The sequence below is a fragment of the Bacteroides faecium genome (assembly GCF_012113595.1).
GTDB lineage: Bacteria > Bacteroidota > Bacteroidia > Bacteroidales > Bacteroidaceae > Bacteroides > Bacteroides faecium.
Window position 1 is genome coordinate 6,386,831 of record NZ_CP050831.1, and the last position, 20,982, is coordinate 6,407,812.

At 43.0% G+C, this 20,982-nt stretch carries 10 protein-coding genes, 2 tRNA genes and 2 rRNA genes; 8 read left to right on the forward strand and 6 right to left on the reverse strand.

What is annotated here, in order from left to right:
- Positions 1 to 19: 19 nt before the first annotated feature.
- From BacF7301_RS24215 to BacF7301_RS24230, 4 genes are all read right to left on the reverse strand, one after another.
- A 23S ribosomal RNA gene (locus BacF7301_RS24215) occupies positions 20 to 2,903 on the reverse strand.
- Positions 2,904 to 3,064: 161 nt separating this feature from the next.
- A tRNA-Ala gene (locus BacF7301_RS24220) sits at positions 3,065 to 3,138 on the reverse strand.
- A 55-nt stretch (positions 3,139 to 3,193) separates the two neighbouring features.
- A tRNA-Ile gene (locus BacF7301_RS24225) sits at positions 3,194 to 3,270 on the reverse strand.
- Between the two features lie 161 nt (positions 3,271 to 3,431).
- Positions 3,432 to 4,956, reverse strand: a 16S ribosomal RNA gene (locus tag BacF7301_RS24230).
- The 16S and 23S rRNA genes sit together here with 2 tRNA genes alongside, the layout of an rRNA operon.
- A 7-nt stretch (positions 4,957 to 4,963) precedes the next feature.
- Here BacF7301_RS24230 and BacF7301_RS26010 point away from each other — a divergent pair.
- On the forward strand, positions 4,964 to 5,266 hold the full coding sequence (locus BacF7301_RS26010) for a hypothetical protein (RefSeq protein ID WP_167966773.1): 303 nt from the start codon (positions 4,964 to 4,966) through the stop codon (positions 5,264 to 5,266).
- Between the two features lie 741 nt (positions 5,267 to 6,007).
- Here BacF7301_RS26010 and BacF7301_RS24240 read toward each other — a convergent pair.
- Complete coding sequence (locus tag BacF7301_RS24240) at positions 6,008 to 6,346, reverse strand: hypothetical protein (protein ID WP_167966774.1); 339 nt, start codon at positions 6,344 to 6,346, stop codon at positions 6,008 to 6,010.
- Between the two features lie 1,512 nt (positions 6,347 to 7,858).
- Here BacF7301_RS24240 and BacF7301_RS24245 point away from each other — a divergent pair.
- The gene (locus BacF7301_RS24245; RefSeq protein ID WP_167966775.1) at positions 7,859 to 9,067 is read left to right on the forward strand and encodes a hexokinase family protein; all 1,209 of its coding nucleotides are present in this window, start codon (positions 7,859 to 7,861) and stop codon (positions 9,065 to 9,067) included.
- Between the two features lie 85 nt (positions 9,068 to 9,152).
- Here BacF7301_RS24245 and BacF7301_RS24250 read toward each other — a convergent pair whose 3' ends face one another.
- Positions 9,153 to 11,153 carry a retaining alpha-galactosidase gene (locus tag BacF7301_RS24250; RefSeq protein ID WP_167966776.1) on the reverse strand — a complete coding sequence of 667 codons (2,001 nt, stop codon included), beginning with the start codon at positions 11,151 to 11,153 and terminating at the stop codon, positions 9,153 to 9,155.
- A gap of 183 nt (positions 11,154 to 11,336) precedes the next feature.
- On the opposite strand from BacF7301_RS24250, the gene BacF7301_RS24255 reads away from it, so the two are divergent.
- From BacF7301_RS24255 to BacF7301_RS24280, 6 genes are all read left to right on the forward strand, one after another.
- Entirely contained in the window at positions 11,337 to 11,939 is a 603-nt protein-coding gene (locus BacF7301_RS24255) for an RNA polymerase sigma-70 factor (protein ID WP_167966777.1), read from the forward strand.
- A gap of 34 nt (positions 11,940 to 11,973) precedes the next feature.
- Complete coding sequence (locus BacF7301_RS24260) at positions 11,974 to 12,996, forward strand: FecR family protein (RefSeq protein WP_167966778.1); 1,023 nt, start codon at positions 11,974 to 11,976, stop codon at positions 12,994 to 12,996.
- Between the two features lie 232 nt (positions 12,997 to 13,228).
- The gene (locus BacF7301_RS24265; protein WP_167966779.1) at positions 13,229 to 16,552 is read left to right on the forward strand and encodes a TonB-dependent receptor; all 3,324 of its coding nucleotides are present in this window, start codon (positions 13,229 to 13,231) and stop codon (positions 16,550 to 16,552) included.
- Between the two features lie 22 nt (positions 16,553 to 16,574).
- Positions 16,575 to 18,110, forward strand: a complete 1,536-nt coding sequence (locus BacF7301_RS24270; RefSeq protein WP_167966780.1) for a RagB/SusD family nutrient uptake outer membrane protein — start codon at positions 16,575 to 16,577, stop codon at positions 18,108 to 18,110.
- 19 nt (positions 18,111 to 18,129) lie between these two features.
- The gene (locus tag BacF7301_RS24275) at positions 18,130 to 19,461 is read left to right on the forward strand and encodes a SusE domain-containing protein (protein WP_167966781.1); all 1,332 of its coding nucleotides are present in this window, start codon (positions 18,130 to 18,132) and stop codon (positions 19,459 to 19,461) included.
- Between the two features lie 20 nt (positions 19,462 to 19,481).
- Entirely contained in the window at positions 19,482 to 20,975 is a 1,494-nt protein-coding gene (locus BacF7301_RS24280) for a DUF4832 domain-containing protein (RefSeq protein WP_167966782.1), read from the forward strand.
- The last annotated feature ends 7 nt before the right edge of the window (positions 20,976 to 20,982 follow it).

The following is a 20,982-nucleotide window of genomic DNA, read 5'->3' on the forward strand; positions in this document are numbered from 1 at the left end:
TCGCGCCCCGTACAAGTCCGAAAGAAAGTGAACGGGCAATTAGTAATGCTCGGCTATGATGTTACCACCTTTACACCTGCATCCTATCAACGTCATCGTCTTTGACGACCCTAAGAAATCTAATCTTGTGGCTGGCTTCGTACTTAGATGCTTTCAGCACTTATCCAATCCCGACTTAGATACCCAGCGATGCACCTGGCGGCACAACTGGTAAACCAGCGGTCAGTCCAACACGGTCCTCTCGTACTAGTGTCAGAGCCACGCAAATTTCATACGCCCACGATAGATAGAGACCGAACTGTCTCACGACGTTCTGAACCCAGCTCGCGTGCCACTTTAATGGGCGAACAGCCCAACCCTTGGGACCTTCTCCAGCCCCAGGATGTGACGAGCCGACATCGAGGTGCCAAACCCCTCCGTCGATATGAGCTCTTGGGAGGGATCAGCCTGTTATCCCCGGAGTACCTTTTATCCTTTGAGCGATGTCCCTTCCATACGGAAACACCGGATCACTATGCTCTAGTTTCCTACCTGATCGACTTGTATGTCTCCCAGTCAAGCGCCCTTATGCCATTACACTCTACGGACGGTTACCAATCGTCCTGAGGGCACCTTTAGAAGCCTCCGTTACACTTTTGGAGGCGACCACCCCAGTCAAACTACCCACCAAACAGTGTCCCCGCATCTACGGGTTAGAACTCAAATAATCAAAGGGCCGTATTTCAACAGCGACTCCACAAATACTGGCGTACCTGCTTCAAAGTCTCCGGCCTATCCTACACATCAATTACCCAAATTCAATGTTAAGCTATAGTAAAGGTTCACGGGGTCTTTTCGTCCCATCGCGGGTAATCGGCATCTTCACCGATACTACAATTTCACTGAGCTCACGGTTGAGACAGTGTCCAGATCATTACACCATTCGTGCAGGTCGGAACTTACCCGACAAGGAATTTCGCTACCTTAGGACCGTTATAGTTACGGCCGCCGTTTACTGGGGCTTCAATTCAATGCTTCTCTTGCGATGACATCTCCTCTTAACCTTCCAGCACCGGGCAGGTGTCAGGCTGTATACCGAATCTTTCGATTTTGCACAGCCCTGTGTTTTTGTTAAACAGTTGCCTGGACCTATTCTCTGCGCCCTACCATCACTGATAGGGACCCTTTATCCCGAAGTTACAGGGTCAATTTGCCTAGTTCCTTAACCGTGAATCACTCAAGCGCCTTAGTATATTCAACCCGACTACGTGTGTCCGTTTACGGTACGGGTACCTTAATGATTAAGTTTAGCGGATTTTCTTGGGAGTATGCTTACACGCACTATTGGATTGTTCCGAAGAACGCTCCATACTATCAGGTTCGACTCTTGCGGTGGATTTGCCTGCCACAATCAACGTCTACACCCTTCAACGGACTATTCCGTCAGTCCGCGGCGCTGTCACTGCTCCGTCTCCACGTCACTCATTAAGGTAGTACAGGAATATTAACCTGTTCTGCCATCGGCCTCACCGTTCGGCTGAGCCTTAGGACCCGACTAACCCTGATCCGATTAGCGTTGATCAGGAAACCTTAGTCTTTCGGCGAGGGGGTTTCTCACCCCCTTTATCGTTACTTATACCTACATTTGCTTTTCCACACGCTCCAGCAAAGCTCACGCTTCACCTTCGACGCAGAGTGGAATGCTCCCCTACCGATCATTACTGATCCCATAGCTTCGGTAAATTGCTTGATGCCCGATTATTATCCACGCCAAACTCCTCGACTAGTGAGCTGTTACGCACTCTTTAAATGAATGGCTGCTTCCAAGCCAACATCCTAGCTGTCTTAGCAATCTGACTTCGTTAGTTCAACTTAGCAATTATTTGGGGACCTTAGCTGATGGTCTGGATTCTTCTCCTTTCGGACATGGACCTTAGCACCCATGCCCTCACTCCTGTGATAGAACTAATGCGCATTCGGAGTTTATCAAGACTTGATAGGCGGTGAAGCCCTCGCATCTTATCAGTCGCTCTACCTCACATTAGTAACTCACAAGGCTGCACCTAAATGCATTTCGGGGAGTACGAGCTATCTCCAAGTTTGATTAGCCTTTCACCCCCACCCTCAGGTCATCCGGAAGCTTTTCAACGCTTATCGGTTCGGTCCTCCAGTTAGTGTTACCTAACCTTCAACCTGCCCAAGGGTAGATCACTTGGTTTCGCGTCTACTCCTTCCGACTAATCGCCCTGTTCAGACTCGCTTTCGCTTCGGCTGCAAATCTCAAGATTCTTAACCTTGCCGGAAAAAGTAACTCGTAGGTTCATTATGCAAAAGGCACGCCGTCACTTCTTACGAAGCTCCGACCGCTTGTAGGCGCATGGTTTCAGGGACTATTTCACTCTTCTATTCGAAGTTCTTTTCACCTTTCCTTCACAGTACTGGTTCGCTATCGGTCTCTCGGGAGTATTTAGCCTTACCGGATGGTCCCGGCAGATTCACGCAAGATTTCTCGTGTCCCGCGCTACTCAGGATACCACTACGCTTAATTTAGCTTCATATACAGGGCTATCACCGTCTATGGCCGTTCTTTCCAGAACGTTCTATTCACTAAATTTCATGCGATATCGTGGTCCTACAACCCCATAAATGCCGTAACATCTATGGTTTGGGCTAATCCCCGTTCGCTCGCCACTACTAGGGGAATCATTATTATTTTCTTTTCCTACAGGTACTAAGATGTTTCAGTTCCCTGCGTTAGCTTCCATCTAGGATGGATGACATTCCTTCAGAATGCCGGGTTGTCCCATTCGGAAATCTTCGGATTAAAGGTTATTTGCACCTACCCGAAGCTTATCGCAGCTTATCACGTCCTTCATCGCCTCCGAGAGCCAAGGCATCCGCCATGCGCCCTTGCTTACTTTCTTTCAAACTTACTAAATTGAGAATTGAAAATTGAGAATTAAAAAATAATACTCAATGACAATACGTCAATCACGTACGGTTCGATATATACTTTTAGCTCTTTACTAAAATTTTACTTTTTTGTTATCATCATGTCAAAGATCGTTTCTCTTTTCAGAGATTGTGGAGAATAACGGATTCGAACCGTTGACCCTCTGCGTGCAAGGCAGATGCTCTAGCCAGCTGAGCTAATCCCCCAAGAGGTTATCAAGAATTTAAGTTTTTCGCTTTCGCTTTTCCTTCTTCTTGAGCTTGGTAGTCCCAGGCAGAGTTGAACTGCCGACCTCTACATTATCAGTGTAGCGCTCTAACCAACTGAGCTATAGGACTAGTTCAACCTTGTCTACCTTAGTTAGACTCGGCTTCGTTTTTCTCTTGTTTATCTCTATCTATATTATCTATAGATGGTTGATCTATATTTTATAAATAAACAAGTACCAGTAGTACAATAAAAACAGAACCTAAAGTCATTTGTTACGACATCGCTCCAGAAAGGAGGTGTTCCAGCCGCACCTTCCGGTACGGCTACCTTGTTACGACTTAGCCCCAATTACCAGTTTTACCCTAGGACGCTCCTTGCGGTTACGTACTTCAGGTACCCCCGGCTTTCATGGCTTGACGGGCGGTGTGTACAAGGCCCGGGAACGTATTCACCGCGCCATGGCTGATGCGCGATTACTAGCGAATCCAGCTTCACGAAGTCGGGTTGCAGACTTCGATCCGAACTGAGAGAGGTTTTTGGGATTAGCATCCTGTCGCCAGGTAGCTGCCTTCTGTACCCCCCATTGTAACACGTGTGTAGCCCCGGACGTAAGGGCCGTGCTGATTTGACGTCATCCCCACCTTCCTCACATCTTACGACGGCAGTCTCTCTAGAGTCCTCAGCATGACCTGTTAGTAACTAAAGATAAGGGTTGCGCTCGTTATGGCACTTAAGCCGACACCTCACGGCACGAGCTGACGACAACCATGCAGCACCTTCACACCTGCCTTGCGGCTATAATGTTTCCACTATATTCAGGTGCAATTTAAGCCCGGGTAAGGTTCCTCGCGTATCATCGAATTAAACCACATGTTCCTCCGCTTGTGCGGGCCCCCGTCAATTCCTTTGAGTTTCACCGTTGCCGGCGTACTCCCCAGGTGGAATACTTAATGCTTTCGCTTGGCCGCTTGCTGTATATCGCAAACAGCGAGTATTCATCGTTTACTGTGTGGACTACCAGGGTATCTAATCCTGTTTGATACCCACACTTTCGAGCCTCAGTGTCAGTTGCAGTCTAGTGAGCTGCCTTCGCAATCGGAGTTCTTCGTGATATCTAAGCATTTCACCGCTACACCACGAATTCCGCCCACCTCTACTGTACTCAAGACTGCCAGTTTCAACTGCAATTTTACGGTTGAGCCGCAAACTTTCACAACTGACTTAACAATCCACCTACGCTCCCTTTAAACCCAATAAATCCGGATAACGCTCGGATCCTCCGTATTACCGCGGCTGCTGGCACGGAGTTAGCCGATCCTTATTCATATGGTACATACAAAATGGTATACATACCAAACTTTATTCCCATATAAAAGAAGTTTACGACCCATAGAGCCTTCATCCTTCACGCTACTTGGCTGGTTCAGGCTATCGCCCATTGACCAATATTCCTCACTGCTGCCTCCCGTAGGAGTTTGGACCGTGTCTCAGTTCCAATGTGGGGGACCTTCCTCTCAGAACCCCTATCCATCGAAGACTTGGTGAGCCGTTACCTCACCAACTATCTAATGGAACGCATCCCCATCTCATACCGAAATTCTTTAATAGTCTCATCATGCGGTGAAACTATACTATCGGGTATTAATCTTTCTTTCGAAAGGCTATCCCCGAGTATGAGGCAGGTTGGATACGTGTTACTCACCCGTGCGCCGGTCGCCATCTTTTCTATTGCTAGAAAAATGCTGCCCCTCGACTTGCATGTGTTAAGCCTGTAGCTAGCGTTCATCCTGAGCCAGGATCAAACTCTTCATTGTAAAAGTATTGTTAATCAGCATTGCTGCTGGTTTTTGCTCTGTTCAGGATGCCGTACAAAATTTATTGACTTCTTTCAATTACCTGTATTTCATCTGTATTACTACATTTGAAGCAAGTATTGACGGTTCTATTTTTTTAACTTGTACTACTTGTATTGTTTATCAATATTTCAAAGAACTTGTTGCTTTCGTTTTAAAAGCGGGTGCAAAGGTAAGAGGTTTAATTTTAACTACCAAACTTTTTCGGAAGTTTTTTTTGTTTTTCTTTTCAACTCGTTTCTCAGGCTCTCTTGCGAAAGGGAAAGAATAATTATAAAAGAAAAGCTAAACCGTTTTCTTTGCGAATCGGACTGCAAAGATAAGAACTTTAAGTTATATCTTCCAAACTTTATCGGAAGTTTTTTGTTCTTATTTTTAAGCCGTCTTTCGCTTTATCACTAAGTCATTTTATCAAGGCTTTCTTCTCTTGGAAAGCGGGTGCAAAAGTAGTCCGTTTTGGTATACACTCCAAATATATTCAACGCTTTTTTCTAATTATTTTTGAATAAATATGCTAACTAGCTGATTGATAAGTATGTTGTAGAGCATATTTTTTAATATGAGGTGGAGTGTGCGCGGGAACGGACACGGAAGTACACCTTATTATATTCACACGTGCGCGTAGTGCGCGCAAAGAGATAAAGACCGGGGAGAAAAAAAGAACGGAAATTGCAGGAAAAAAAGGATATTTAGAAAAAGCAAGAGGATACCCGTAAGGGAAAAGTTGGGTATCCTCTCTAGGAGACAAACCAAACAAACTACTTTCACAAGCTGTCTGCCGGTTCGCGACCTCCGTTATATACACTGGTAGGATTACGAAAACTGATTCATCATTATGCCATACGTACGACAAAATTATGAATCCGGGCGCATACGAATGATTTTATCCGATTTACGCAATTCAACTCAGAGTTATTCAATTTATTGGATTTATTGAATTTATTGGTTTTATTGAATTTATTGTTGTTATTGAATTCATTCAAAGTATTCATCGCTCCGCAGATTGACTCCATTACTCCGCAGATTGACGCAAATTAACCAGCTCCGCCCATTTGTTCAGACTCAAGTCAATGCCACCTTTCTCCAAGGAATGGAGAGAGGAAAGCAAATATTTAATTATACGTTCAGGATTACTGCACATAACATAGGTCAGCTCGCCAAGGGCATAACGCAGACGGGACATTTGGATATAGTCTATCTGGGTACAGTTTTCATCCATTGAGCACTCATACAGGTTTTCAAGGATTTCATAAGCCTGGCTTTGCTCTGAACTGGTCAGTTCATGAATGGGTTTACTCATGATGGGATGCTGCATCAAGCGGATGATGTTTTCTTTAAAATCAATGTCCATCGCCTTTTTGTTTTGTTGCCGCATCAGTTCCCGATGGTGCGAGGGTTTATATATAAAAAAATGAACGTGGAAACTATCTACTCATGTCCTATATAAGGTATCGGCTAAGACCCTCTCCTGAACACAAGTGATAGCCCCACGCCCAATTGGGTATATAACAAGGTTATATATACAAAAGATGCGTGAGACACGTCACTTACCGTCATTCAGGAGTAAAAATTTAGCCGATTTTTATATAGAATGCAATAAATAACCGTTCTCAATAAAATTATCAAAAACTTACTTTCTTCGCTAGAAAGTAAACTACGACAAAAGTAGCAATTTATATTTAGCAAGCAAACAATATTGACAAAGAAATGAGCATGAGACATAAAATTATTTTGGTTATACACAAACTACTTTCAAATACACCCTATTAGCCTTTTCAGCTTAAAGGCAACCCATTTATAAGTTAAACTCAACAGGCCACTCAGGGACTACGTTATTCAGCGCCTTCTAGAAATGATTTCGCAAAATCATTTCTCATATTCTCATAATTACAGGATAATTACATATTAATCAATCAGATAACACTATGAGAAATAAAATCAAATACGGCATTTCTCATACTTTTTTCACCATTTTACCTTAAAAACAGTGCATTTCTCATACGTTTATCAAGCATTTCTCATAAGAAAAGTAACACTTCTGAAACGAAAGAATCATTAAACAGCAACATATTTAAAGGTAAACATGAAGTCATGCACCGCTTAATTACATAGTATCAAGCGGTACTTTACAACACACAAAGCAGACATCAAGAGGTCATCCCACTAATATCCGGACATCTTTCCTTAGGCATCTATACATCTTCCCTTAGTCATTGTCAAGGGCTCACTAATGTGAACAAACAGGCTAACAGTTGTAAATAAATATATCTACATATGTGAACATATAAGCTCACAGTTGTGAGCCCTTTCACATGATTAAGGGAAAACAGAAGAATACTTAAGGATTGACATACAATATACAAAGGCTGACATATAATATATAAGGAACCGACATATAATACATAAGGAGTTAACGTATGATATATAGGAGAAAAAAGGATAAAAACAGGTACTTGAAACCGAGACAAACATAAAATTATAGGTTATATGAAGCAAATAAGGCACAAAAAACAGTCGACATGGAGTATGTTGACTTATTCACTAGAAATGCATATTACATTGATTATAAATATATTATATATTAAAAGTAAAAAATCAGTATGAGAGTAAAAGTTACTATCAGGGAGAGATAAAGCCCTGCTCCCATAGCTGAAACCACGATGAACAAAGGGATTCAAACGATTTGTGAGAGTATGAGGGTAAAACTCAACAAAACTTTTTATGAGAAGAGCCTACCAACAGACAGGGCACTAACATAACTTGATAAGGTATCGAACCCATACTTTATAAATACAATTGAGCAAAATCAATCTTCAGTTGTTATTCATACATAAAGATAACATATACACTAAAAGTCAATATCATGGAGAAGAATATTTTCAAGTTAGATAATGAGCAACTCAAAGAGATAGCACGTTCATTCAAAGAAAAAGTAGAAGAGGGATTGAGTACTGAAAATGCTGAGATACAATGTATTCCTACCTTCATCACGCCCAAAACAAATGGCATTAGCGGTAAGTCGCTGGTACTCGATTTAGGTGGAACCAACTATCGGGTGGCGCTCGTTGATTTCAGTAAATCGACACCTGCCATTCATCCAAACAATGGTTGGAAGAAAGATATGTCGATTATGAAATCACCCGGTTATACTCGTGAAGAGTTATTCAAAGAGTTGGCGGATATGATAATCGGAATAAAACGAGAGGAAGAAATGCCTATCGGCTATTGCTTTTCTTATCCGGCAGAATCCACGCCGGATGGAGATGCCAAATTGCTGCGTTGGACAAAGGGAGTTGACATTAAAGAGATGATTAGAGAATTCATAGGAAAGCCCCTACTCGACTATCTGAACGAAAGAAACAAAATCAAATTTACGAATATAAAAGTACTCAATGACACCGTAGCAAGTTTATTTGCGGGACTTACCGATAATGGTTACGATGCCTATATAGGTTTGATTGTAGGGACGGGTACTAATATGGCGACTTTTATTCCTGCCGACAAAATAAAAAAGCTGAATCCGGCAGATAATATTCAAGGATTGATTCCCGTCAACCTGGAATCCGGGAATTTCCATCCGCCATTCCTTACGGCCGTAGACAATACTGTTGATGTTATTTCCGGAACTTCGGGAAAACAACGTTTTGAGAAAGCGGTATCCGGCATGTATCTGGGGGATATTCTAAAGGCAACGTTCCCATTAGAAGAATTTGAAGGGAAATTTGACGCACAAAAACTTACCGCCATCATGAATTATCCGGATATTTATAAAGATGTATATGTACAGGTGGCACAATGGATTTATGGCAGGTCGGCACAGTTGGTGGCAGCTTCACTTACAGGACTTATCATGCTGTTGAAATCATATAATAAAGAGATACGGAAGATTTGTCTGGTTGCCGAAGGCAGCCTTTTTTGGAGCGAATACAGAAAAGGCCAGGATTATAACGTTATCGTTGCAGAGAAACTACGAGAACTTTTCAAGTTATCCGGCTTGGAAGATGTCGAAGTGGATATAAAAAGTATGAATAATGCGAATCTGATAGGAACAGGCATTGCGGCATTATCCTGATAAAAGAAATTCGATGCTGCATCAAAGTCCTTGATACAGCATCGAATCCGTTTTAAACTTTACTATAATAATCTCTGTTATATTGTTATTTTATCTGAAGAGCAAAACCACCGCCGGGTGCCAGGTGAATCTTTAATTTACCATCTTTCTTTATCGAAAGCGATTCACGTTTATAGTCACGTCCGATACGATGAGCATTTACGCCGTCTTTGAACAAAGTAGCGTTATATGTTTTATCATCCCCCAAGAAGGAGCAGTCAACTTCTATATCACGTGCAGTCCAGTCGGTTATTCCACCTACATACCACACATTTCCTTGCCGGCGTGCAGTCACGATATACTCTCCCATTTTACCGTCAAGAACGATGCTCTCATCCCATACAGTAGGAATCCCGGCGATGAAATCTGTCGATTCCGGTTCGCGCATATAGTTGCCCGGATTATCGCACAACATATTGAAAGGCGACTCAAAGACCACATACAAAGCCAACTGGCGGCAACGTGTGCCCTGGCTCATCGGTTCCGAATTGCAAGGATAATAATTACCTTTCGACGCATTGCGCATAGCTCCCTGCGTATAATCCATCGGGCCGGAAACCTGGCGGATGAAAGGAATCATCACATCATACTTCACCTGGTCGAGCGAAGCCGGACTCCATTTCATCTGTTCCAAACCATTCACTCCCTCAAAGTTCAATACATTGGGATAAGTGCGGTTCATACCTGCCGGTTTGTGTGTTCCGTGCAAATCGAGAATCAACTTATATTTAGCACACATCTCAGCAGCCCGATAATTGAAGGCAGTCATTTCCTGATCGTCACGATCCATGAAATCGACTTTGAACCCTTTCACTCCCATTGCGGCATAATGACGGCAGACATTCTCCATATCACGGTCGAAAGCATAATAACCTGCCCAAAGGATAATACCTACATTTTTGGAAGCGGCATAGTCGACCAATTCTTTCAAATCAATCTCTTTCACAACCTGCATCAAATCTGCTTTCAAGTTCACCGCCCAACCTTCGTCAAGTATCACATATTCAATACCTTTTGCCGCAGCAAAATCAATATAAGCTTTATAAGTCGCATTATTTACGCCTGTGACGAAATCAACGCCATCCAAGTTCCAGGCATTCCACCATTCCCAAGCTACCTTGCCGGGTTTAATCCACGAAATATCCGACAGGCGTGAAGGAGCTGCCAAAAGATAACTGAGGTTGCTTGCCGCAAGGTCTTTGTCCGCAGTAGTGACAATAGCCATACGCCACGGGAAATTACGGGGTTTATCCACTTTGGCAATATAGGCTTCGCGCTCTTTCACCAGCATCTGGAGCTTATTATGTCCCCCCTGCTCTGTATGCTTGGGATAAGGAGCGAATGTTCCTTTCAGGCTGTTTTCTCCTTCGGCGACGGACAGGTAAAGTCCCGGATAATTTTCCAAATCGGATTCTGTGAGACACAGTTTGACACCTTCTCCGGCATCTACTACCAATGGCAGAAACATCAAGCGTTGTTTATTTAGTTTTGACAGTTTATCCGTGGTATAAGTATTCTCAAAAGAGTTGAAGAACTGGGAATTAAAATCTCCGTCTTTCCCACTCTTCACATAAGGAACAGTGGCTATCATGTCATTCGGGAAACGATAATCCACCGCTTCATCAACCACATTGAAAGGTTTCTTCGACCGACTGACGAAACGATAAACGATACCGTCATTGTATGCACGAAATTCCACATTCCAGTCTTTCTTGAACCGCAATGTCAGCTCATTATAACAATCTCTCAGTTCACTGGCACGATAGAAAGGAGAAGGCACCATCCGGTCGATACTCTTTTTAGCAGTGCCGGACAGTTTCGCTTTCTCACCCCAAACTTCGCCATTGTCCAATGTCATCGAGATGGGAGAAGAAGCTAGTATTTGCCGTCCGTTACAGGTGATGTCATAAGTCAGTTTTTCACCTATGGTGACCGTTGTTTGCAGTTTCCCGTCCGGAGAGTTCAAAGTAAATTGTTTCTGCGCCCGCATCGTAGTAAACGTACATACGACGACACAAAAGAACAAGAAGATTTTCAGTTTTTTCATGGTTTTAATTATAGTAGTTATCTAATTTATAGAAGGATGGTACAAAAATAAAACAATATATGATAGTAACCTATTCTCCGGTCAGAGATTTTAAAGGGAAAATGGGGAGAGAGTATTTTTTCTTCGATTAATTTGCATCTTTCAATATATTATCCGAATATTGCAGAGATGAAAAAGCACACCATGAATCCAGTTGATGAAAAAATCATAATAAAAAAGCTAAAGGCAGGAGATAATGAGGCGTACAAGTATTTGTATGACTATCATTATGTTGCTCTCTGCAAACTTAGTTATTATATACTGAAAGACAGGATACAAGCAGAAAGTATAGTCAGCGATGTTATTTTTCACCTATGGGAGATCAGGGAGAGTCTGGAGCTTGCTCCTCCCCTGCGCAATTACTTAATTATAGCCGTACGTAATAAATGCCTGAATTATCTGGCTCTCAAACAACAAGAAGTGGAAATCCGCTTTTCTGCTATGGAACGGGTAGGAATCCAACTGCAAAATATCATTCCGGACAATCAACAACCTCTAGGTACATTGTTAGAGAAAGAACTGGAACATAAAATTCAGGAAGCAATTCAAAAACTCCCCCCTGTCTGCAAGCAGGTATTTATGATGAGCCGCTTCCGGGAAATGAGTTACGAAGAAATTTCCCAAGAACTTGGCATTTCCGTCAACACGGTTAAATATCACATTAAGAGCGCATTAGTAGTACTCAAAAGAGAACTCGGAACTTTTTTATGCATTTTTCTCGCTTTTTACCCTACCCTCTTATTCTAAAAAACTGTAGTATATATAAAGGCAATCATTATTTATGGATGAACAATCACTACATACGGACACAGTCAACGATTGGATTACCGGATATCTGACAAATAGCCTGACACCGGAAGAAATGCAATCATTGCAAGAATGGCTGAGTGCTTCGGAAGAAAACAGAAAATATTTCTCCGATATGCAAGAAGTATGGATAGCCGCTTCGGACGAAACAGACGATAGGAGCTTCAACAAAGAAAGAGCTTATCAACTATTCTTGAAACAAACCGAAGCTACTACCCGACAAGCTATCAATAAACGCAAGGCTTTCCAACTTCGCCCGTGGATGTATGCTGCCGCGATGATTATCGTTGTCTTTATTTGCGGAACGATTGCTTTTCAGACAGGAAAGAGTGTTATCCGCAATCAGTTGACCCAGATCTCTATTGAAGCCCCGTATGGTTCAAAAACCAAATTATATCTTCCGGACGGAACGCTGGTCTGGCTCAATGCAGGTTCGAAGATGAGTTATGCGCAGGACTTCGGCATCAACGAACGGGCACTGAATCTGACTGGAGAAGCTTATTTCGAAGTAACCAAGAATAAACATATTCCTTTTAAAGTACATACTGATGAACTGGACGTAAAGGTATTAGGAACCAAATTCAATTTCAGAAATTATCAGGACGACCTGGAAGCGAAAGTTTGTTTGCTCGAAGGTAAAGTGGCTCTCAGCACCCAACAAAAGGAAACAATACTTCACCCGGACCAGCAAGCCCTATTAGATAAAAAGACCGGAAAATTATTGATTTCAAGTACAAAAGCTGCTTACAGTGCCGAATGGACAAACGACCGTCTCTATTTCGACGAAGCGTTGCTCCCCGATATTGTGAAGGAACTGGAAAGAAGCTACAATATAAAAATCACTATTGCAGACGCTGCGCTAAACTCCGTCCGTTTCTATGGTAACTTCCGCAGAAGGGAACAGAGTATCCGGGAAATTATGGATGTACTATCATCTACCGATAAAATGACTTATACCATTGAAGGAAAAAATATTGTGATCACACTTCCTGAATGAGACTGAATGTTAAACCTTTTAAAACTTAAAAGAATATGAAAAGCAACTTTGAAAAAACATGATTTTACTCTCCCTGATAGAAATAAAAAAAGGTCAGGTTCCTTTCCAACCCCTGACCCCTTTTGACTTTCTGTCTTAAAAGCCACAGTGACTTTATTGATGAAAGTTTAGGCAAATATAAATAAAATCCTAAACTTCTCATCCTATTTATCAATTATTTATTCATTGACTTATGAAAACTAAGAAAAAAGTTTTTTTCATGGTCCTGCTCATGCTATGTCTTCATCTGAGCTCATTTGCGCAGCATATCAGTATGCAGTTGAAGAACGTGACAGTAAAACAGGCCATTGAAACAATACAGAAGCAGAATGGATATTCATTTACATTTGCGGCAAGCGATCTGAATACCCAGAAGATTATTACGGTAACAGCCAGGAACCTACCTATAGAGAAGGTAGTGGAACAGATTTTAATAGGACAAAATGTTAGTTATACAGTTCAAGGTAAAGACATCATTATAAAAAAGAAAAGTAACCAAGCCGCACAACAAAAGAAAAAAAGTACGATCAGCGGAATAATCACAGACAATTACGGAGAACCGATCATCGGTGCCAATATCAAAGATAAAAATGGTACGAATGGGACTATCTCCGATATTGACGGAAAGTTTCAGCTTACTGTCGACGAAGGTAGTAGCGTGCAAATATCTTACTTGGGATATCTGACGCAAGAGGTGAATACCAGGAACAAAACGCATCTGGCCATCTCAATGAAAGAAGACGCACAGGCGTTGGATGAAGTTGTCGTTGTGGGGTACGGAACGATGAAGAAAAGAGACTTGACCGGTGCCATTTCTTCTATCAAAATGGATGAAACTCCCGTGCAAACATTCACGACGGTCAGCCATGCGTTAGCCGGAAAAGCAGCAGGTCTGCAAGTAGTGCAGACGAGTGCACAGGTAGGCGGTGGCAGTAGTTTCAATATACGTGGAGCAGCCTCCGTCGGCGCCGGGAACGATCCGCTTATCATCATTGACGGTTTTCCCGTTTCTTCCAGTTCTACGCTTGGTTCGGGCAATCGTTACGAAGCGGGGCAAACCGATAATATTCTTGAATCTATCAATCCGAATGACATTGAGTCGATAGAGGTTCTGAAAGACGCCAGCTCTACTGCTATCTATGGTGCAAGAGCCGGACACGGTGTGATTATCGTTACTACCAAACGGGGAAAAGAAGGAAAAGCAAGCGTCAACTACTCCGCCAATGTCTCTGTGCAAAGAATGAAAAACTCATTCAAGATGTTGAACGGGCAGGACTATATGTATCAGACCAACCGATATTATCACGAACTATGGCTGAAAGAAAAAGGAGAAGGCATTTACGAGGATTATATGATTCCGAATGATGATGCGGCGGACTTTAAACCCAGATACTCGAACGACCAGATACTCAACGCGCCGACAGTTCCCTGGTTTGACGAAATCACACGTACCGGACTTATGCACCAGCATAATGTTTCTATAAACGGTGGAACGGAAAAGACGAAATATATGGCTTCTATCAACTACCTCAACCACTCCGGCGTAGTGAAGAATAATGATATGGAGCGCTTCACCGCAAAAATAAACTTGGACCAGCAGATTTCCAAGTACGTAAAGGCCGGATTGTCTTTCAATATCAGCCGTAATAACTACGACAATGTACCTTTGGGAAACGGTGAGAATGAAAAATCTGGTATCATTACTGCTGCCGTTGCTTTTAACCCGACTGTTCCCGTCAGAGACGAAGAAGGGAACTACTCGGCTAATCCTCTGATGCCTCAACTTCCTAATCCGGTTTCTCTCCTGGAGATTAATGATAAAACCGTCAAGGAACGATTGTTGGGCTCGGCTTATATAGAAGTGGAACCTATCAAGGGACTGAAACTAAAAGCCAATTTGGGTATCGACCGAAAATACCAGAAACGTAAAACTTATCTCCCGAAAACCACTCAATACGGGGCGGCAGTCAACGGTCAGGCATATTTAGCTCAGGAAGATAACAACGACTATCTAATGGACCTGACAGCCAATTATCAAAAGACATTCGGCGAACATAGTTTCAATGTTCTTTTCGGTTATTCCTATCAGAAGTTCAACACCGAAGGAATGAGTGCGGGTAATCAGGATTTTATCAATGACTCATTCCTGTACAATAATCTGGGAGCAGGAAATTATAGCCGACCGCCGGTAGGTTCGTACGCTTCAGTCAGCAGTTTGAGTTCTTACTTCGGACGTTTTAATTATTCGTGGAAGGAAAAATACCTGCTCACCGCTACTCTTCGCGCCGACGGCGCTTCCAACTTTGCCAAAGGACATCAATGGGGCTATTTTCCTTCCGTATCCGCCGGCTGGCGCTTCTCCGAAGAAAAATTCATCAAGAGTTTTTCCTCTGACTTTCTTTCGAATGGTAAACTGCGCTTAAGTTGGGGACAAACCGGTAATTATAATGTAGGCAACGGAGCTCTCGATTACTATGGAGCAGACCCGTGGTATGGCAGCCAATTTGGTGATTCACAGCACGTAGGTATCTATGTGTCACAATTAGGTAATCCAAACCTGACATGGGAGACGACAACCGAATTTAATATCGGTCTGGACCTGGGATTCTTCAACAACCGGATCAACCTGACCGCCGAATATTTTCAGCGTACGATCTCCGACTTGCTGGTAAAAGATAAAACAATCCCCCACTACAATGAAGTGAAAACCATTGCAGCCAACATCGGTTCGACTCAAAGTAACGGTGTGGAACTGACCCTGAATACGCAGAATATTCAGACTGCACAGTTTGCATGGAGCACCGACTTAACATTCTCAACGTATAACGACCGTTGGAAAGAACGCGACCCGAACTGGAAACCTGCCGCCTACCAGAAAGAACAGGACCCGATTCGCGGAGTCTTTGCCTACATAGCCGACGGACTGTTGCAACCCGGTGAGGAAGCCCCCGCCCACCAGCCGCAACTTCTTCCCGGACAAGTGAAACTCAAGAATATAAATGGAGACGATAAACTGAATGAGGAAGATATGGTCTTAATCGGACGCAATGACCCTAAATTCATTTTCGGTTTCAACAACAATTTTTCTTATAAGAATTTCGACCTTAATATATATATGTATGGACAGGTAGGAAAAATTGCCGGAGCAAACAGTTATTACGACGCCTGGGGTTCTTATGGAAACCGCATCAAACTGGGACAGAATGTACCCGTCTCTTTCAAGGATGCGTGGAGTTCGGACAACCAGACAAGTACACGCCCCAGCTTCATCGAGTCGGCTTATGGTACCGGTGATCTGTTTCTCCAGAAAATTTCATTCCTCCGTATCAGAAATATCACATTGGGATACACCGTGCCAATCAGTAAAAGTATCTGTAACCGACTACGAGTATATGCTGACGTCAACAATCCATGTGTATGGACCAACTGGAAAGGTCAAGATCCGGAAACGGACAGTAATACGAATGCATATCCCAACGTCACTAGTTTTAGCATCGGAGTAGATATTTCATTCTAAATAAACCTAAAAAGAATTGAACATGAAAAGAATTACAAAACTTATATATCTTGCTCTCGGAAGCTGCCTCATCGCAGGACTGAACGCTTCGTGCGAACTCGTCTCCGAGAACTATGGTGATATCAATACCAGTATCTTCCCAAAAACGGCAGAAGACGCTGACGCTATCACAACGTCCGCCGCATACGCCACCTTTAAAAATAGTGGCTACGGAGGTCTGTTCAATATAGCAACGGGCATACAAATCGTCAGCGACGAGGCAGGCGATTACGGAATGTGCAACTGGGGCTGGGACCACATCAACTATGCCAACTGGAACACCCTCAAGATATCCGGTTCCGGTAGCTGGCTGACCGTCGAGAGCTACGCTTATGTAAACGATATCAGTAAAATGACTTTGACTATCGACCGGTTGAACGGTATTGAAATGGACGATGCCCTCAAACAGCAATATATCGCTGAACTCCGTATGGGCAGGGGATGGCTGGCATACCTTCTCTACGATTTCTACGGACCAATCCCCATTGCCGACCTGGAAACACTCAAGAATCCTATGGCTGAGAAAATTCTCCCCCGACTCAGCGAGGAAGAAATGCAAACCTATATCGAGACTGAACTTACAGAAGCAAGCAAAGTACTGCCTGCCAACTACAAAAAGGGAGATAAGAACTATGGTCGTTTTACAGCCGGATTGGCACATACCGTTTTGCTAAAACTCTATATGCTTACCAAACAATGGGATAAGGCGGAAGCAGAGGGACGCGAACTGATGAAACCTGAATACGGTTTCGAACTTGTGCCCGAATACAAAGATATATTCACGCTGGCAAATGAGAAGAACCCTGAAATTATCTGGGCTTGCCAATGTGCCAAAGGATACCAGGAACATAAATGGCAACCTCATGTATTACCCAACGACTATAATTTCACTTCTTATCTGGATAAAATGACCAAATGGAACGGATATAAAATCTCATGGGATTTTATGCAGACCTTTGATCCGGCAGACAGACGTTTGCTGACGATTGCATACGAATATACCAGTAAAGACGGAGTGGTACATAATGAAAAGAATGACAGATCGGATCCTTCCGCTCAATTATATTTAGGAGCAGTTCCATTGAAATATGAATTTGATCCGGATTGTACGGGAGAAGATTCACAGATAGACTGGATTATCTACCGATATGCCGATGTACTCACTTTGACAGCAGAGGCTATTGTGCGCAACAAGAATGCCGTAACACAGGAAGCTGTTGATTTGCTTAATGAAGTGCGTACCCGTTCTCTTCCCGGAAAAGGATACAGTCTGCAAGATTTGAACAGTGTGGACAAATTTCTGAAAGCCGTATTGGACGAAAGAGGTTGGGAGTTATATTTCGAAGGAAATCGCCGACAGGATCTGATCCGCTATGGATTATTTGTGGAAGCTATCAAGAAGAAGGCTCAATCAATGGGTAAACAAACGCTTGTGGATGAAGACCGTTACCGCTTCCCTATTCCACAAGATATTATTGATGAAGGTAAGGGAATAATCAAACAGAACCCCGGTTATTAATCACTGAAAAGGAAAAAACATGAAAAAGTTAATTTATAGCATCATCGGACTACTAATGTTCGCCGGTTGCGAAGATGATTATAAGACCGACATCACAATTCCAATGTCGGGCATATATCTGAGTTCTCCCGCCGAAGGAGCAACTATGGACTTAAACGATGAAAGTAAAGATTCATACGAGTTTACTTGGGATAAGGCTTCGGAACAAGGTTCCGTACTGATATTCAGCACTACCAAGGACCTTGTGAAACAGGTTACCGTGGAAGCAGGGACAGGGACCAACTATTCCATAAGACCAGCCATCATCAATTTACTATTTTCTCATTTAGGAATCAAAGCCGGTAATGAAAAGACACTATACTGGACTGTTAAAGATCAAAACAATCTAACTGCTGCCGCATCCGAAGTAAGAACTTTACGCATCAAACGTATGGAAAGTAGTCTGACTAGTCCCGAAGATATGGCAAGTTGCCAATTACTGGCAAATGCTACACAAACTAAAATAAAATTTGAGTGGGATACGTCTATTGTAGGTAAAGACACTGAATGTAAGTTACTATTTTCGTTAGATCCGGAAATGAATAACTCGGTAGAATTACCTGTTACAGGACATGGCAGTATCAGCGCCACTCACGAAGAAGTAGAACAAACTATTGAAAAATTGGCAATCAAACGTTATCAAACTAATATACTGTATTGGAATGTACGAAGTAATACCGATCAAGAATTTGTTTCCCGTGCTGCCAATGTTCTATATATGAATGACATGATGCGCTTGGTTGACAAACGTGGAGATGAGACGATCACTTATCCCGTAGTCCGCGTGACATTCTCCGACGGAACTTCGCAAGTGTGGACAGCCCAAAATCTGAATACTACCAGATACCCGGATGGAACGGAAATCGAAGCCGAATATTACAGATATGCTCCCGAATCCCTTGGAGAAGACTGGATCAAAGCAATCGGTACCTATTACAGTTTTGTGATTCGCGACCGGATTATCCCGAAAGGCTGGAGAATACCGACCGAAGCCGAATGGAATTATTTATTCTCCGAAGCCGGGAAGAATGGCGGGTATAATGTTCTTAAAGACCCTGTGTATTACTACAAAGATCCTACCGGTCAGGAACATCTGAATGAATGGGGACTGAGCTTTACTTCAGCAGGTACATGGAACTTGGATAGGGACGCAATCGAACTGGCTCAGGAAAAATTCTACTTTATGGCCGCCGACTTGGGTGACCCCGCAACCTGGAACGATCCCTGGCGAGCTTTAATCCATGACAACAGCGAAACATTATGGGTATCCTGGGCTAAAGGAACCGTCATGCGCTATATCTATGCAGAATAACTAATAAAACATGAATCATTATGAAAAGATATTACTTTCAAATATTACTGGCGTGTTGTCTGACGCTATTTGCCGGATGTTCCGATTCCGATTCGGAATCCGGTCAGAACGGCATACCCAAAGGTTCAAAAGCTATCGACCTGCAACAAGACAGAAGTGGTCTGCTACGTAATCCATGCATGGGTTGGGGACTTTATGACGATGCTGTCGGCAATGTAGCCAACGCAGAAGAGTATTGGACTGCACAAGACGAAGCTGCACGCAACTATGCATCTTTCTTCTATATACGCTGGCGTTGGTCGGAAATGGAACCGGAGGAAGGAAAATATGCCTGGATCTATGACGAGAACTATAAAAAGCTGATTCAAGGAGCGCTCGACCGGGGGCTGAAGTTATGTTTCCGCATCTATGATAACGGGCAGGACAATATTCGTCAAGGTACTCCCGAATATGTCCGAACCGCAGGTGCCCGAGGATATGAAGTTAAAGGACGAGATGGCAAACTATGGACTCCTTATGCCGACGACCCTGTCTTTCAGCAGAAATATGAAAAGTTTGTCGCAGCATTCGCCGAAGAATATGATAATCCGGATATCGTAGATTTTATTGACGGACACTCTTTGGGCTGGTGGGGTGAAGGTTCACATATCGAATACCTAAATCCAGACAAGAAGAAAGAGACATTCGACTGGTTTACGACAATGTATTCCAAAAACTTCAAGAATATCATTCTGGTACTACCCTATAATAGTGAAATCGGATTCGATACGGAAAAGGAAATCGCCATCGACCGGAAAGGGTATGGATTGCGTAGAGACGGACTGGGAAGTATGTGGTTTACTGAAAATGATGAGAAAGTAGCGAACGAAATGTATGGAAAAGTTCTGATGGTGGGCGAATGTGCGTATTGGGGAGGATATACGGCTGCTTACGAACCGTACAAAAATGATACGAAATTCTCTTTCAAATCATGGAAAGATGTATATAATCAGAGTTTCGACCATGCCCAGACTTATCATTTCAACACACTCGACCTAAGGACGATTACCGAAACAAAGGGGTGGACGGGACTGGCACCGGAACTTGTCCGCAAATTCGTTCTGAACGGAGGATACAGGGTATATCCTACTTATGTAATCATGCCTTATGAAGCCTCAGCAGGTCAAACCGTATCTATCTCCCATTCATGGAGAAACACCGGATATGGTTACTTGCCGAATAACATGAAGAACTGGAACTATAAGTACAAACCAGCCTTTGCCTTGTTCGACGAGAGCGGCAAACTGGTAAAATCATGGATTGACGAGGATGCCGAACCTTCGCAATGGTTGTCCAACCAACGGAAAAACTATACTTATGAGGTTTCCCTCGATGGTATTTCCAAAGGCAATTACCAATGGGCGGTAGCTATTGTGGACAAGACCAAAGATAACAAACCGGGTATCAATATCAGTATCAAAGATAAGGAGAAGAAGGACGGGTGGACGTTTATCAGTGAGATGACTATTAAATAAATGAGCC